Source organism: Candidatus Kryptoniota bacterium (genome assembly GCA_036567965.1).
In the GTDB taxonomy this organism is placed as follows: domain Bacteria; phylum Bacteroidota; class Ignavibacteria; order Kryptoniales; family JAKASW01; genus JAKASW01.
Genome location: DATCTN010000004.1, coordinates 1 through 16,936 on the forward strand (window position 1 = coordinate 1; position 16,936 = coordinate 16,936).

At 49.2% G+C, this 16,936-nt stretch carries 11 protein-coding genes; 9 read left to right on the top strand and 2 right to left on the bottom strand.

Going from position 1 to position 16,936, the window contains the following annotated elements; genetic code table 11:
• The first annotated feature begins 901 nt into the window (after window positions 1-901).
• The 8 genes from VIS48_00515 (at window position 902) to VIS48_00550 (ending at window position 12,086) form a co-directional block, all read left to right on the top strand.
• Window positions 902-1,852, top strand: coding sequence for an alpha/beta fold hydrolase (locus VIS48_00515; GenBank protein HEY9164623.1), 951 nt, complete (start codon window positions 902-904; stop codon window positions 1,850-1,852).
• Window positions 1,853-1,858: 6 nt separating this feature from the next.
• Window positions 1,859-3,727 carry a 7TM diverse intracellular signaling domain-containing protein gene (locus VIS48_00520; GenBank protein ID HEY9164624.1) on the top strand — a complete coding sequence of 623 codons (1,869 nt, stop codon included), beginning with the start codon at window positions 1,859-1,861 and terminating at the stop codon, window positions 3,725-3,727.
• A 42-nt stretch (window positions 3,728-3,769) separates the two neighbouring features.
• A complete protein-coding gene (locus VIS48_00525; GenBank protein ID HEY9164625.1) occupies window positions 3,770-4,444 on the top strand; it encodes a response regulator transcription factor in 675 nt (224 codons plus the stop codon).
• A gap of 248 nt (window positions 4,445-4,692) precedes the next feature.
• Window positions 4,693-5,154 (top strand): hypothetical protein, encoded by a 462-nt coding sequence (locus tag VIS48_00530; protein ID HEY9164626.1) that lies wholly within the window; start codon window positions 4,693-4,695, stop codon window positions 5,152-5,154.
• On the top strand, window positions 5,139-5,879 hold the full coding sequence (locus VIS48_00535) for a PKD domain-containing protein (GenBank protein HEY9164627.1): 741 nt from the start codon (window positions 5,139-5,141) through the stop codon (window positions 5,877-5,879). Before VIS48_00530 ends, VIS48_00535 begins: the two co-directional genes overlap by 16 nt.
• A 98-nt stretch (window positions 5,880-5,977) precedes the next feature.
• Window positions 5,978-8,176 carry a YCF48-related protein gene (locus VIS48_00540; protein ID HEY9164628.1) on the top strand — a complete coding sequence of 733 codons (2,199 nt, stop codon included), beginning with the start codon at window positions 5,978-5,980 and terminating at the stop codon, window positions 8,174-8,176.
• 107 nt (window positions 8,177-8,283) lie between these two features.
• Complete coding sequence (locus VIS48_00545) at window positions 8,284-9,627, top strand: T9SS type A sorting domain-containing protein (protein ID HEY9164629.1); 1,344 nt, start codon at window positions 8,284-8,286, stop codon at window positions 9,625-9,627.
• Window positions 9,628-10,496: 869 nt separating this feature from the next.
• Window positions 10,497-12,086 carry a cellulase family glycosylhydrolase gene (locus VIS48_00550; protein HEY9164630.1) on the top strand — a complete coding sequence of 530 codons (1,590 nt, stop codon included), beginning with the start codon at window positions 10,497-10,499 and terminating at the stop codon, window positions 12,084-12,086.
• Window positions 12,087-12,787: 701 nt separating this feature from the next.
• On the opposite strand, the gene hybB is transcribed toward VIS48_00550, so the two are convergent.
• Window positions 12,788-14,026 (bottom strand): Ni/Fe-hydrogenase cytochrome b subunit, encoded by a 1,239-nt coding sequence (gene hybB / locus VIS48_00555; protein HEY9164631.1) that lies wholly within the window; start codon window positions 14,024-14,026, stop codon window positions 12,788-12,790.
• Complete coding sequence (locus VIS48_00560) at window positions 14,023-14,823, bottom strand: 4Fe-4S dicluster domain-containing protein (GenBank protein ID HEY9164632.1); 801 nt, start codon at window positions 14,821-14,823, stop codon at window positions 14,023-14,025. Before VIS48_00560 ends, hybB begins: the two co-directional genes overlap by 4 nt.
• A 944-nt stretch (window positions 14,824-15,767) precedes the next feature.
• Between VIS48_00560 and VIS48_00565 the strand changes: the two genes are divergently transcribed.
• Window positions 15,768-16,925 carry a 4Fe-4S dicluster domain-containing protein gene (locus VIS48_00565; GenBank protein ID HEY9164633.1) on the top strand — a complete coding sequence of 386 codons (1,158 nt, stop codon included), beginning with the start codon at window positions 15,768-15,770 and terminating at the stop codon, window positions 16,923-16,925.
• Window positions 16,926-16,936: the final 11 nt, after the last annotated feature.

Sequence of the window (16,936 nt, forward strand, 5' to 3'; positions counted from 1 at the left end):
AGGATCACCGCTATCGGGAATAATGGAGAGAGATTCATCGAGACAAAGAAAATGCTCGAGTTGAAATGACTTCGTCAATTCGACGAGAGTCCGCCGAAGTCCGCCCCTGGCGGACGCAGGCAGAAACGCCGGAAGATTCAACGAGACAATAAACATGGACAGGTATGCCAGCGGAGTGTATTTCTATCGAATCACTGCGATTGGAATCAAAAGTGAGAAGTTCGTCTCGATAAAGAAAATTGTGCTCGCGAAGTAAAACCGAAAAGAGAAGGCTTCCAAAAACAGTCCCACCATGAGCGATCAAGGCGGGACTTTTTTGTTATCGCAGTTTTACATGTCCGATTAATTAGATGAGCGAATCAACCGTAAGAATATTTTCACCTCTCTCAATTTTCTTGCAGATTATGGGAAATTTGAGGATCAAGAAGTTGGTAGAATTGGGTGGACCGAGGACCAAATGGATATAGGTTTCGCCCGACGAATTGCCATGGGTTGTAGGAATCTGGATCGGCCAGACCATTTGTGTTACAGATACGTGGCTTGTCAGAATCGTCTCCCGGTTTCTACTCTTCTCTGACCATCAAGCCCAGAGGTCTGGCACTTGATGCCGGCGGAAGGGTTTCCGGATAAGACAACTTGGACTAAATCCAGTCAATGAAGAGGGCATGGTCTGAGGGAGGGTGGACTTGCTTTTGGGTTAGGCCTTGGGTATAATTTCCGGAAATGTTTTCTCCGGAATGAGTGATTCGTAAGGACCTCATGTGGAGCCAGGTGCTGGCACACAGAAGCAGGGTAAAGCTGGTACACATTCGGACTATGAACCTAAATGCGGTCACGCCTGCCTGTCATGCCCGGAGTTTGTCGTGCGAAACAATCGGACTTCTAAATTGGGAGGCTGTCAATGGTCATAAAGCAGCGGGGCAATCTTACTCTAATAATCCCGGTCGTCTCCTTTCTGGTATTCTCCGTATCAGCTGAGAAGTTTTCGTTCGGGCAGGAGAGAAGCGGATACGTCAGCACCGGCCGCGATTCGCTCTACTACGAAGTCTATGGTCGGGGATTCCCGTTAGTTGTTTTGCACGGCGGCCCCGGGCTGGACCACACTTACCTGCTGCCGCAAATGTTGAGTCTCTCTAAGAAGTGCGAACTCATTTTCTATGACCAGAGAGCGAGTGGCAAGTCCGGCGGAGACGTGGACTCAGCATCGATCACGATAGAGCATTTTGTGAACGACCTCGATCGTCTAAGGGAGGGCCTTCATCTGAAACGGATAAATATCCTCGGCCACTCATGGGGCGGGCTTCTTGCGATGGAGTATGCAATTCGATATCCAGTGAGAGTGCGGAAGATAATTCTTGTCAGCTCGATAGGGCCGACGCCAGAATGGGAAATTCCATTTACGAGCAACAGGGAGGGCAGGAGGACTCCCAACGACAGTGCAGCACTTGCAGGGATCATGGCTTCTGGAGCCTTTATCAACCGGGTCCCTCCTGTCATGGAACAATTCGCCCGACTTTTCTTCCGCAGTTATTTCTACAATCAGAACCTCGCCGACAGTCTCACAATAACTTTCTCCCCTGAAACCTCGAAGAATTTTCTAGCCATCTTCGCCCTAATGTCAAGAGAGTTTGCCCGTTATGACATCAGCTCCGAACTGAGCAAGCTGACCTGTCCTGTTTTGATACTGCACGGCGAGGAAGACCCTATTCCTCTGGAGACTGCGAAGCTGATTCAATCCTCGATACCTGGCTCGAAACTTGTCGCCTTGAAAAAATGCGGCCATTTCCCGTTTGTTGAAGCGCCGGTGCAGTTCTTCAGAAATTGCCAGAAGTTCCTGGTGAACGGGCGGTAATCGACAATGACGGCCGAATGTGAGCATAGGAAAATCAGCCCGGGTCTGTCTTCGCTCCTGTTGGTAATCGCTCTCCAGTGGGCATTTGTCCTTCAGAGGCCGGCGTACGCGGAAGATGCGCATTCTCAGACCTCTGATGCGGCACAACAAATCACTGTCCTTCGTGACGCAAGGAAGCCATATCTAATTGGGCCGCGGCTTGAACTTCTTGAGGACCGTAACGGTCGCCTGACGATTAACGATGTCGCATCCGAAGCGGTATCCAAGCAGTTCCTCCAGGCAAACAGCCCGGTTCCGAACTTCAGCGCTACGAAGTCGGCAATCTGGGTTCGATTTACCGTCGTTGATTCTACTAAAGAATACGACTTATGGCTCCTGGAAGTAGGCTATGCGATGCTGGATCAAGTAATACTTTATAGTGGGTCACTCGCAACCGGATTCACGGAGACTATTTTGAACAGCTCGACGCCGGTTCAAGAAAGAACGATTCGTCATCGACTTCACTACTTTCAACTTCCACTGCAGAAAAATGTCCCGCAGCAATTCTACCTTCGCATCACCGCAAGGACTTCAATACCTTTGTCTCTTACTATCCGGCACGTTCGGGCGTTTATGGAGTACGACCACAACACGCAGATAGTCCTCGGCATCTTCTATGGCGCCATGCTCGTGATGATTCTATACAACCTGTCCCTTTTCTTCTCAATAAGGGATAAGACGTATCTCTACTATGTCCTTTACGTCAGCGGCTACACGATCTATCAGCTGGCTCAGGACGGATTGGTAAAGGAGTACCTTATCACAGAAGGTGAAGTCTTCTTCTATGTGGCCTACGCCGCTATTGGTTTCTTCATTCTTTTCGGTGTGCAGTTCACGCGTACCTATCTGGCGACGGACCGGAGGACTAAGCTGCTCGACCATGTCCTCAAGGTGATCGGCGCAGGTGCATTAGCCAGCTTCATACTCTCACCGGTTCTTGCTGGAGGTCCGATGAATTTCATTGCCGGCATACTTGCCATTTCATATGGTGTCACGGGCTTTACGGCTGCCGTCTTGTGCCGGAAACGGGGATTTCGCCCGGCGACGTTCTATATGATCGCACTTTCCGGTTTCTTCGTGGGGTTCGTATTCAGGGTCTTGCGCGTTGAGGGGCTCGTGCCTATGAATTTTTTCACGCAGAACGCCTTCCAGATGGGGGTCCTGTGGGAGGTAACAATGCTTTCTCTTGCACTGGGAAACCGTGTTAATACCTTGAAGGCTGAGTACGATCGCGAACGCGAGATGACACGGCACCGTATCTCAAATGATCTGCACGACGAGATCGGCAGCAATCTCAGCAGCATTGCAGTCGCTAGCCAGATGATGAAATCGCGGTCTCATCTGAATACAGAAGATAGGGAACAACTTGACGACATCACTTCTGCCGCCCGTAAGACCTCCGAGGCTATGAGGGATATCGTGTGGTTCGTCAACCCGGAACATGATACACCGCATGAGATGGTGGAAAAGATAAGGGAGACTGCGACGATGCTCCTTCAGGACATCGATGTGATATTTGAAATGGACGAAAAAGCAATCGAAGGCGTGAGGGAACTTCAGGCTCGCAGAAACATCTTTCTGATCCTGAAAGAGGCACTTAATAACATTGTCCTTCACGCAAAAGCTACAGCTGTCGAGGTAAATGCGCGGAGAGAGGGAGGTAGTCTTCTCCTTTGCATAAACGACAATGGCGTTGGATTTAACTTGTCTGATGTGAAAGAAGGGAACGGACTCAGGAACATCCGCAATCGGGCCCGGCAAATGGGTGCCCACCTTGAGGTCAAAAGCATTGCAGAGAAGGGGACGGAGATTTGTCTTTCGTACAGAATACCATAAACAAGGTATTGTATCGGCGTATCAGGATGGTGTACTTCTCAAGTGAGTAAAGTTGGGTTTGAGTTATCACGGGCGAAACATGAGAAGGTCAATGTCTGGCTTGTGGAAGACAACGACTATTTCCGCAGGACCATGGAGAAGCTGATTAATGCCACCGTGGAAATGAAATGTGTCGAAGCATTCAGCTCATGCGAGGAGGCGATCGAGGCGTTTCGTGCCGAACCGCCGCCCGAAGTGATCCTCCTCGATATCGGCCTGCCCGGGATGAGTGGACTCCAGGGTATCGCAAAATTCAAGGCGTTAAGCGCATCGACACACATCGTCATCCTAACCGTGCACGACGATGATGCCGACGTGTTCGACGCGATATGCGCAGGGGCATCGGGATATTTGTTGAAGGATTCCCCGCCTGAGAAGGCGATCGCTGCTGTCAAGGAAGTGCTTTCCGGTGGGGCACCCATGAATCCGCGAATTGCCCGACGAGTTCTTGAAATGTTCGCGAGGCAGGGAACTCCAAAGGGAGAGTACGGTCTAAGTGAACGCGAAAAAGAAATCCTGACACTACTGGTAGACGGCTTCACCCAAAAAAAGATAGCGAATGATCTATTCCTCAGTTTTCACACTGTGAACACCCATCTGAAAAATATTTATATTAAACTCCAGGTTCACTCCCGCACTGGAGCCCTCTCAAAAGTCTTCAAGGAAAAGCTGCTTTAGTCTACCCGTCTCTGCCATTTTAACCGTTTCCATCTCCGCAGCCTGAAGATCAGTCATAGTTGCAGTTGTCCATCCTGAACGTGTCGATCTTCAAAATACCGCAAACGCGGGATTGTGCAGGAGATGACTGAGCCTCACATTTGTCATCGTCAATTGGCGTCGCTGTGACTGAAGAGTCATCCGAAGCGCGTTGGCGACCATAAGTGTATCTCACAAAAGCTCGTGCAAAATCAAAGGGAGGCTGAAAGGTGAGGCGTTTGCGCCAATTCCATGTTACAATTCTTTCGATGTCATTCATCTGTAATCTCTCGCTCGTGCAATGGGTACAATGCAATATTGATGTGCCGAACGTTACCGGTGATGCCCTTGCCGTTTCAGCCACGAATGTTTTTGTGGGAACTGCACGTGGCCACTTTCTTTCCACGATCAACGGCGGAAGACTGACAACCGACATTACAGGCATACCAGATACCTACTTAGCTCATGCGTGTAATCGCACAATCATGATGAACCCAGATCAAAATGCAAACGAGAGTCTGACATGTTGTGTAACATTCGTCGTGCGTATACCGGCAATTCCCGACCGACACTTCTTGACGTTTTCCTCTAACAATGAAAAATGGAATGTCGATACCAGGAACCATATTGAAACAGGGGGCAAAACCGAAAAGCCTTACAAGGAAGGAGAAATTAAATGTGTACTTCAATGAATAAGATAATTTCAGGATCATTTGTTGCCTTAATCACTGCAATATTGATCTCAAGCTGCTCATCACCAACATCTTCGACGCCCGCACCCGTAACACCTCCCGTGCCGGTATCTTCATTCAACATTGGTTACCTTTCGTCTTCAGGAGGGGTTTCATTTACGAATACCTCCACAAATGCTTCCTCATATTCATGGGATTTTGGTGATGGAACTACAGACGACTATTTGACTTCACCGACCAAATATTACAGCAAAAACGGAACATACAATGTCATGCTCACTGCGACTGGGAGTGGAGGTTCTGCAAACTCAACTCAAACCGTGACAATTGATAATGTTCCCTTTATGACGGCTGATATCACTGGTAGTGGAACATTTCCGTTCGAGGCAACTTCAGTAGCGGGTAGTAAAAATTCAAATGCAATATCTGTTACGGGTATAGCGTCATCTAATCAAAGCTTAATGATTAATCTCCCACCAAACCCAGTTGCAAATACAAGCTATGATATCAGTTTGGGCTATCCTGTTGGTTTTGTATACACCAGCCCCCAGGGGGTTTTGACGGCGGACTCTCAAACTCCACGCTCAACTGGAAATATTCTGGTAACGTACATTTCATCAACTGAAATACGGGGGACATTTTCTGCTGTAGTAGTCGTTAATTTCGCCAACGGTAGCGGTGGTTCTTATACAATAACAAACGGCACATTCTATTACAGATTTTAGGATGCGATTTCGCAATTTCAGTTCAACTGGGAAAAGGCCTCGGTCTGTATGAGATTATCTTCCCTGGTAATGATTTATTGAAGCAAATAGGAGACAATATGAAGAGCAAGATACGATTATCCATATTATCGCTGGTGTTCGTCCTATTAGTGCCCTCGATCTTGGCTGCTCAATGGGTACTATCCAATTCCAATTACTGCGACGCTTTTGCGGTTTCGGGCACGAATCTCTTTGCGGGAGCCGTCAACGGCGGCAACACCGGCGGTATTCTTCTTTCCACAAACAACGGCACAAGCTGGACTGCGGTCAATACAGGCTTGTCGGTCTATGGTCTCGATGTCCAGGCCCTTGCGGTCTCGGGCACGAATCTCTTTGCCGGCACCTATGGCGGCGGCGTCTATCTTTCCACAAACAACGGGACAAACTGGACTCCGGTCGACAGCGGCTTGGGGCAATATGAGAGTATTTTTGCCCTTGCTTCTTCCGGCACGAATCTCTTCGCCGGGACTTATGATAACGGCGTCTATCTTTCCACGAACAACGGCGCAAACTGGACTCAAGTTGTTTCAGGCATTCCTGTAGCCGGCTACGGATTCTTTGACGAGGCTCTTGCGGTTTCGGGCACGAATCTCTTTGTCGGCACTTATGGCGGTGGTGTTTTTCTTTCCACGGACAACGGCACAAGCTGGACGGCAGCGAGTACTGGCCTGACCGACTGGTCTTTGAATGTTCTTGCTCTTGCCGTCTCGGGCACGAATCTTTTTGCCGGGACGGCAGGCGGTGTTTTTCTTTCCACGAACAACGGCACGACCTGGACTGCAGCGAGTACCGGCTTGACGAATATGAGCCTGACTGTTAATGCGCTTACCATCTTGGGCACGAATCTCTTTGCCGGGACAGATGGCGGCGTTTTTCTTTCCACGGACAACGGCACAAGTTGGACTGAGGTGAGCACCGGCTTGACGGGCTCTTCTTTATATGTCTATGCTTTTGTCGTCTCGGGCACGAATCTTTTTGCAGGGACTCAATACGGCATATGGCGTCGCCCTTTATCAGAGATGACGGGATCGCCAAACTCTTCACCTGGATGGACGGTGCAAACCTCCGGCATCACCACGGGTCTCTATGCGGTGAAGGCTGTTTCAAATTCGGTTGCGTGGGCAGCGGGCGATTCCGGGAAGGTCCTTGTTACGACGGACGGCGGTTCGAGCTGGAAGTCGGTCGGCGGAGGTAATCTCTCCACGAATAACCTCTTTGAGATTGAAGCGCTCGACGCAAGCAATGCCCTCGTATTTTTCAACGAGGTTTCCCCTGGCTGGGGGGCATACATCTGCCGCACAACGGACGCCGGAGGTACGTGGAGCACAGTGTATGGCGGTCTCACCAATATTATTTTCGGAATGAAGATGTGCGATGCGAGCAACGGATTTGCTCTGGGTGAACCCGATGTCGCGGGAGGAAAGTGGATCATCCTGAAAACGACGAACGGGGGCGCAATATGGAATAATGTCGCAAACGGCCCCGCGGAAGGATCGCAACTGGGTTCGGCCATGGCCACTGTCGGGACGTCGAATATCTGGTTTGGAGCCTGCGATGCAACCACAGGATCTATCTATCGCTCCACAGATGGTGGAACTTCCTGGTCATCGAAAGCGATAAGCACCTCTCAGCCGATGTCTCTTGCATTCAGCGACGAACAAAACGGTTTTGCTTCATGCTATGATAGTTCGGTAGTGCGCACAACGGACGGCGGCGCTACGTGGACATCTGTGACGATTCCAGGAAGCGGCGGAACTATGATATACGCTTGTGGTAATGACGTGTTTGCTTCCACCGGTCCCAACATCTATAGAAGCACCGACAGGGGGGCAACATGGACCATCTCCTTCACCGGATCGATCGGTGAGTTCTATACTTGTAGCTTCATTTCCTCGGGATCGACACTCGCAGGATGGGCCGTCAGCACAACCGGCAAGATTGTGCGGTTCGCCGGAACGGCAACCGATATACGGGATAATAACGCAAGCAGGCCGAGCTCATTTGGATTATCTCAAAATTTTCCGAACCCTTTCAACCCCACGACCACGATCAACTATCAACTTCCAAAGAGAAGTCGCATCACGTTGAAAGTTTACGATGCACTCGGAAGAGAAGTGGCGACGCTTGTTGACGGACAGAAGAATGCTGGAGAGTACAAAGTCACATTCGACGGCAGCCGATATGCAAGCGGAGTCTATTTCTATCGCATACAAGCAGGCACGTTCACGGCGGTGAAAAAAATCATGCTGATGAAATAGCATCGGAGACACCGGGTGAACCAACCATAGATTGTGCAGCAGTGTCCCGGAAAAGCAAGCCACGCTTATCCGGATTGTGTCAATAGAGAGCAAAAGAAAGGAACAAAATGAGAAAGACTGGCATGCTTACAGGCTTCATACTTTTCTTCGTATCGCTGGGCAACGTTGTTCACGCACAGGGCTGGCAACAATACGGATATGGAGGAACACTCCCTTCATTCTATTCTTTATCTGCGGTGAACGATTCTGTCTGTTGGTTTGGAGGAGACCTTATGTTAACCGTACTTATGCAGCTTCACTACAATGGCAACTCCTACGGCTGGAGCCAAAATGGCTTAGAGCCGGCAGCATACACTGCGATTTATGGTCGTAGTTCGCTGCTGGCATATACGGGGAGTTCCAACGGTAAGCTTTTCAAAACAACGAATGGAGGAACGTCCTGGACAAAACAGTTCACACAATCGAACGGTGCATTTATCGATGGAATATATTTTTGGACTGACAGCGTCGGTATAGCGTACGGTGATCCTACTGCTTTTCCTAGCACAGGTCCTTTCACCGTAATTCGAACAACCGATGGAGGCACAACGTGGAACGATGTTTCTTCCACCTTGCCTACTGTCATTGCACAATTCGGTTACACTCAAAGTTATGATGTTGTTGGAACTCACCTTTGGTTTCCATCCTTTTCTAATGGTGATACCACAGTGGCCCGCTATCTTTTTCATTCGCGTGATCTTGGCTTGACTTGGGAAGAATTGAATGTCCCGCCGAATTTTGGAGACTTCAGCGTCTCATTTTCGGATTCATCGAATGGACTCATTACAAATCATTACGGCAAAATCGCTCGAACCACCGACGGCGGAAGAACATGGTCTGTAAAACAAAATGGTGTTGGATGGGGACCTCTGCAATTTCAAAAAGGAACAAGCAATGTCTGGATCCAAGGATATTACGATTCTCAAGCTCAGAACAACCCCATATTCTACTCGACAGATTTCGGTTCAACCTGGGGCAAGCAAACGAGGAATTCGCCGGTATCTATTATTGGATTCTCCGTTGCAAGCCAGCATGCGGTATGGGCTTGCGGCTACAATTATCTTGTGCTGCGCAATACAACACCTAACGTTGTAACATCGGTTGTTTCTCAAACGAATGGACCTTCCGTACCCGCTTTATTTGAATTGAGCCAAAACTATCCCAATCCCTTTAACCCAACAACGACAATAAAGTATCACGTTGAAAAAGCCGGAAGCACAAAACTTGTGGTGTATGATGTTTTAGGACGAAACGTCCGGACACTTATCAATGATGTTCAGACGGCCGGATGGCACATGGTCGTCTGGGATGGAACCAACGATGGCCGGCAGAGTGTGTCGACAGGCACATATTTCTATCGGATCGAACAGAACGGACAAACTGAATCAAAGAAAATGTTGCTGCTTAAATAAATATCGTGGACGCTGTGGTGAGCGGGATGCCTGTCGACGCTCGTCCCTTGTAGGAGTTGTTACCCCGTGGTTAACAGCAGTGCTAATTTAGCATGGCAGGAAAAGGAGTCTTTAATGCAAAGGTCAGTTTATGTTTTCGTTTTCTTACTTCTTGGAAGTTCGTTTCTTCACTGTCAACCCGGCAAGTCGAATCGCACAACTGAACGCACCGCAAGCACACGCTCGTTTTCGCGCAGGAATTTCACACCCGTTGGAGAACCCCTACGTCTGTATCAGGGCAGCCTGCGGTCGGAGATGCATTCGTGAATCCATGGTTTGGATGGGGAGTCGTGACGAACGCTACGGCGGACCCCGAGGAAATTGTCTCAGGAACTTGGCGAAGGAATACACTTTCGCAAGGTTATCCATTGATCGGTACTTATGACTCACGGAATAAGATGTGCTTCGATGGCTGTAATATCTCGGACCTTAATGGACAAATCCGAGCTCACTTCAATAGAGACTTTAGTGCCTCGTAAGGTGTCTTTCCCTTTAAGGCACCATGGGTACGAGCGTAGTGACCTGCCCCACGATAAGTGTTCCAATGTTTAGTTAGGAGTCTCGACCAGGGACCATCTTTCCTCGGGCCATTTTCCGGCCAACAACCCGCAACCCGACCTTTAAAAAGTTCGAGTCATCGTTCCGATCTGGAAGCAAACGGATTGATTTTATAGACAGGGGATTTCCCGATGATTCGGGGGTAGTTCACGTTCACCATACCACCTTGTCAATTCTCAACCAGAGTGTTAATCTTACAGTACAATAGTTTCGACCAGCAGAAGGTGAAAGGCGTTCAAATGAGACTACATTTCCGAACAGGTCCAGTTGGGATGAAAATTACAATAATACTCTTGCTCGGATTTGCACTCCGTGCAAAAGCTCAAACTCCGCTGACCGCTCAACAAATAGTAAGACAGATGACGAGAGGGATCAATATAGGAAATTCGCTGGAAGCATATCCGGGTGGGGAGACATCATGGGGCAATCCTCTTATGCAGAAGAGTTTTTTTGCCGATTTGAGGAGAGCCGGGTTCAATGCGGTAAGGATTCCCGTAACATGGGGGTACGACAACCGCACGCTGTGGGCGCCGCCGTATACGATAGACAGCACGTTCATGGCGCGGGTGGACACCGTGGTGAGCTGGGCACTCGATAACGGCCTCTTCGTCATTATGAATGCGCACCATGAAGCGTGGCTTAAAGATACACTTGCAGATAATGCAATTGCCGACACAGCATACGTAGATTCAGCTCTCGCCCGCTTCGACAGCATATGGAGTCAGATAGCCACCCATTTCCATGCGAAGTCAGACAGTTTGACATTTGAAATCCTGAATGAGCCTTATCCTGCACCGGCCGCTGCGGTCAACAAACTGAACGCGCAAGTCCTGAAATTAATTCGCCGCACAAACCCGACGCGCGTCGTTCTGTATTCAGGCTATATGTGGTCGAACTCCGCTCAGCTCGTCACTGCGCAGATACCTGACTCTTCGGACAAATACCTGATCGGATACTATCATTCTTACGATCCCTGGCCATTCGGACTCAATGGGGGCGATACATCGAATGCTGTGATCCTATCCGTCATAGAATCTGAGATGAACCAGGCTGCCAGCTGGTCGCAGAGGACGGGTATCCCGGTCGTACTCGGTGAATACGGATTCATGAAATCATGCTCGTACAATCCGCGGATGTACGCTTATGCTACTATCGTTGACCAGGCTTTGCAGCACGGCATCTCGCCATTCGCATGGGACGACGGGGGTGACTTCACGATATTCTATAGAAACAATGGCACATTCAATGAGATCAAAGACATTCTCGCTCACACCTCTCCTCAATCGCCGACCAACCTGGGGGTCAGCCAGATCAGCGGCGGGGTAAAACTGCAGTGGCACAACAGGAACACCGAGAACGACAGTATCTGGGTACAGCGCGGAGTTGGCGGCGCGCCGCAACTCGGGGTCAGCGGCGTGACCTTTCTAGATTACATGGAAGTGGGGCCAACCGATTCCGTCTTCGTCGATAGCTTCGCAACATCTGCTTCAACGTATTATTATCGGCTGAGCGTTACCATGAAAGATTCCAGTGGGCTTCAGTCATATCCAATCATGATAACGGCGACACCGACCGAGGTCGTCCAGGCAAAGGCCCCGACTAAGTTTCAGTTGATGAACAACTATCCTAACCCCTTTAATCCGACGACAGTGATCAGTTATCAGTTGCCAGTAACCAGTCACGTGACACTGAGAGTCTATGATGTTCTTGGCAGGGAGGTAGCGGCGTTAGTCAGCGAGAACGAGACTGCTGGATACAAATCGGTGACATTTGATGCGAGCAAGCTACCAAGCGGCGTGTATCTCTATCAGCTTCAAGCCGGGAATTTCGCGTCAGTGAAGAAGATGCTTCTGATAAAATAACTGCTCATATAAGTTGATTCGCGCAAGTCTCGTTACGACAAGTCGTGGCGGGATTTCTCTTTCGACGGGAGGGGATTCCATGTTCTCAGATCACGCGGTCAAAGCCAAGTCTCCTGTAATCTCCAACCACAGATGACTTTCTTTGGACAAATTTCCTTGAATCACCATGGATTCTAACTTCTAAGTAGTTCGAGTCATCGTTCGGATCGGGGAGCAAGGCCCACCGGATGTGCAAACCTTCAAGTTGAAAGATCGAATATCGTTTCCTCTTTACGATCATTCTCTGTTACACTCATCGTGGAGGATATTTCCCTCATCTGATTAAAGCGTGTTGCTCACTGAAAGTTTCGGAACTGCCAATGCCTGACGGTATCACTATCTGTGCGCTGGTACGCTAAAATGGGAGCAGGTCGAAACTGATTAGGCTGTCAAAGAAATTCTCCTGGGTTTCCTGACATGAGCGTTTGGCAATTTGCTTTCCTTGTGATCAAGGCTGATTCAATTCGCGGACGATCCGCGGAACCTGCTGAAAACATTTACGCATAACTTGATCACACGGGCAATCTTGGCACTCATTGTCAAAGTCACAGAGCTTGTAAGAGACGAAACCGGCGTCTACCCAAATGCAATTTAGATCGCCTTCTGGTATGACTCGGTTGGAAACCTTTTTCCCTTCCGTAACTCAACTGTGTTTGCTCTAATTAGTGTCCCGCACGAAAAACCTGCTCCGTGCCAGACTTGACATCATCCTCAGTCATCACGATCTCGTAACTTTCAGCATTGACCGAATCTTCCGCGCTCTTCACGACCGGAAAAACAGCAAGATTTTTCGCGGCAAGGGCAAACGCTGCGAATCCGATGGCGACTATCATAACGGTAACCGATACTTCAATCAGACTTGGGAAGTATTTTGCACCATAATAACGCTCGAGGGCGGTAATGCTGATATCCATCCTGTTGAGCACAAAACCGCTCACGACGAGGACGGCGCTGTAGAATAACCCCTGCCTGCTCGACCGTATCCTTCGATTCGTCAGCAGCAGAATCGGTGCGACCACTCCCACCAATATTTCAGTCAAGTACAGGGAGGTTTCCAGGTTGAACGTGGAGAGGTAAGGGAACAGATTGTAGTTAATCACGTCTTCGATCTTGAGTACGAGATAGACTGCAAGCGCCACCACAGTAACCTTTCCGAGTTTCGACAACATGGGCAGCTCGAGCTCACGTCCAAAAGCTCTCGAGCTGAAAAATGATTCGATCGTGACCATAGCTGGCCCGACGGCAACCGCTGACAGAAAGAACAAGAATGGGAGATTTTCCGAATACCACAGAGGATATGTTTTCTCGGGAGTGATCAGGTAAAGAGAACCTAACGAAGACTGATGAAGTGTCGAAAGCATCACGCCTAGAATCACAAGTGGGACTGTGAGAGCGCGTATGGCCCTGTTAGCTCTCTCCAGCTTGAGACGTTCGAACACCATTGGACTGAACTCCAATGCAAGCACGGCGGTATACAGCATTACGCACCACGCTACCTCGAACATCACCGAGTGCGGATTCCACATGACCAGTGGATGCCAAATGTTCCATGGCCTACCCAGATCAAATAACAAGGCAAATACCACAAGCACATAGCCGAGAAACGCAGTGAGCACCGCAGGACGAATCAGGGGTTTAAACGCATCCAGATGGAACACATATACAGCAGCCGCGACGACAAACCCGCCCGCGGCCAGCCCGACGCCACAAAGAACATCGAAGCCGATCCACAATCCCCATGGGAATTTGTCGCTCAAGTTCGTGGCCGCACCGAGACCGAAGACAAATCTTATTGCGGTGGAATAAGCGCCTGCCATGAGAGCCAACAGAAAAACCGATTTCCAGAATGTCATTTGCCTAAACCATTCCCTAAGTGGCCTGTCGGAGCTGATTCTTTTCATTTTTGTTCTCCGGTGTTTTGCCGTTCATTTTCCTGTTCGTCATCAGCGGCTTTGGATCTTCGTAATTTCTCCTTGTATTCGGCAACTCTCTTCTTGCGGTTTGTCAGCCACCAGAAGCCGGTCATCAACGTTCCGCCCCATAGGACGTAATCCGGTATCTTCGACATGATGTTCCAAGTATACTGCGGAAGGGCGGCTTTCGGAAGATCTGTCCTGAAACCGAGTTTCACAAAATCTACGCCGGCCAGATACATGGTCGATGTTCCGCCCACCTCGGCTTCCCCGAAGACATGCTGGATGTAACCATCGGGTTTTTCCTTGATCTTTTCTTTCGCTGTGCTAAGAAGATCATCACGGTAGCCGAAGACACGTGCCTGAACAGGACACACTTCCACACACGCCGGCTGCTTCCCTTCCTCAATGCGGTCGAAACACATGTTACACTTTGTAACCTTCGGGTTCGGCTTGTTCCACTGGTATTTTGGAACTTGGAACGGACAGGCTTGCATGCAGTAGCGGCATCCGATGCATTTTTCCTCGTCGTAAACTACGGGTCCCTCCAAAGTCTTGTGTAAAGCGCCAACGGGACAAACGGATGCACATGCCGGATTCTCACAATGCATGCAGAGCCTCGGGACATAAACCTCTCCCCATTGTTGGACAACTGTGTTCTTCTCGCACGACAGTTCGTGAAGGTCGGTGTGAGGATATCCCCATTTGTCCGCACACGCATCCTCGCACGCCAAACATCCGATGCATTGTGTTGTGTCAACAAGAATTCCGACCAGCTTATTCATGACAGTCCTCCTTTACGACTTCATGGACTATCCTTGGATACTACATCCATATTGTATTATGCAAGTAAATTAAATTCAATCTCTTTCCAGACCTCCTATGAGACATGCAACATGACGGCATCGACCGGAATTTCTCCCTCTAAAAGCGTCGTCATTGAACTGAAGAGGATCCGCTCCGTCTGTCAAAATCGGGGTCATTTCCGCGGTATGATGTTTCTGAATTTCTCAGTTTCTTCCTTCATACAGCGTCCTTCATGCAGCGTCGAGCAACGCTGGAGTATGATAACACTAATGATATCCGGAAAGGAAACCAAGGAGTTTTGCCACGCGGAAAACTGACATTCGATTCGCCTCCAGCAGGATTTTTGTCATCGAACCTGTTCAATTCCCATTCGCAAGACTTCACACTGTCTGAAATGCTTCTCAGGACTTAAGAGTCCGCGTGCAGCTTTTTTACACACCGAGTGGTCGATCAACTCCTCACGCCGTCCCTCTGCTCTATCTTGACATTCAAGGTAATGCTTTCTGAGTCCTGTCTCTCCACAACAACGCTCCTCTTCTCCTTCCTAATCTATCTGAGAACAGTTACCGTTTTCTAGCCTTCTTCCGTCCGGAAAACTTGACAATCGCTGTTAAGAGGGTTACATTTTCACCGAGTCGAGAAAATGGGATGCGGGCTGTGCTTCGAGCTACTTAAGCTCCAATTCTCTTCGCGCACACCTCTTCGGTTCCGCGTCCCGCTTTCTGCCGTCGCCGCTAACATGGTGCAAGGAGCATCCGTGAAACCAGGTGCAATAAAACTCATAACGTCCTTGTCGTAAACGCATTCAGGCCAAACTTAGGTTGCCTGTATATTTGTGTTGATAATTTTCAGAAGGCATGAAGTCGATGGACGGAGAAATGCTTCACTTCGCGGTTTCCGCGGTCATAGAGGGGCTAACAAGATGAACGCAATTGCTGTCCCGGGTTTTGTTGAAGAGGTCCGCAAGTATGGTACTTTCGATGCGAACGCTTGCCTCAATTGCGGGAGTTGCACGGTCGTGTGTAACCTTTCAAATGATAGCGCATCATTCCCAAGAAGACCGCTTCAGCTGGCGCTGCTTGGACTGAAAGAGCCGCTGCTGAGGAGCCTCGAACCGTGGCTCTGTTATGACTGCGGCGAATGTTCGATTGCTTGCCCGCGACAGGCAGAGCCGCGCGAGTCGATGATGACTCTTCGACGGTATCTTGCAGCTGCTTATGATGCGACCCGCATATCGTCGAAGATCCTCACGTCAAAGGGATGGGAAATCGCTTCACTCGTCTTTGTTGGTGTGCTGGTGTTTGCTCTTGCATTCTTTTATCATCTGTATTACGTACAGCTCTCAGTCAACGATCTTGTTTCCACACCCATGGGGTTGGAGCACATGTTCGACACCATCATATATTTTACGTATGCAGTTTTTCTAATTTCAATAGTCGTCTTGACGAGCAAGGCGCTCCGCATGCACCGGTTCACCATGCATAACATGGAGATAAAAGTACCGCTTCGGTTGTACTTCTTTCAAGCAAAGACCATGTTGGTTCACTTGCTGTTTCAGAAGAACATGAAGAGATGCGATGAGCCGGCTCGGAAGAAGAGATGGTTAGAACACTGGTTGATCGGATTTGCGTTTGCACTTAAGTGTTTCATCGTCATTTTTCTTCTGAAGTGGTTCCAAACCGACAGTATTTATCCTCTCTATAATCCTCAGCGATGGGTGGGATATCTTATCGCCGCAATTCTAATCGTTTTTCCGTTTGAGATAATTTTCAGTCGCCTCCGCAAGCGGGAACTGATGCACAAATTCTCTGAGTCCAGCGACTTTATTCTTCCAATTATGCTTTTTCTTGTTGCCGTCAGCGGGATACTAGTCCATATCTTTAGGTACCTCGAGTTCTCGATGTCGTGCCACTATGCGTACGCCTTTCATGTTGCAATTGCAGTTTCACTGGTACTTGTCGAGCTGCCGTTCGGCAAATTGTCTCATGTAATCTTCCGGCCGCTTGCAATGTACTTCCAGGCAGTGAAAGATAGAGCGGAGGCGGAAGTGATGGCGACGGCCGAAGGGAAACCGTCATGAGAGTCTATGCT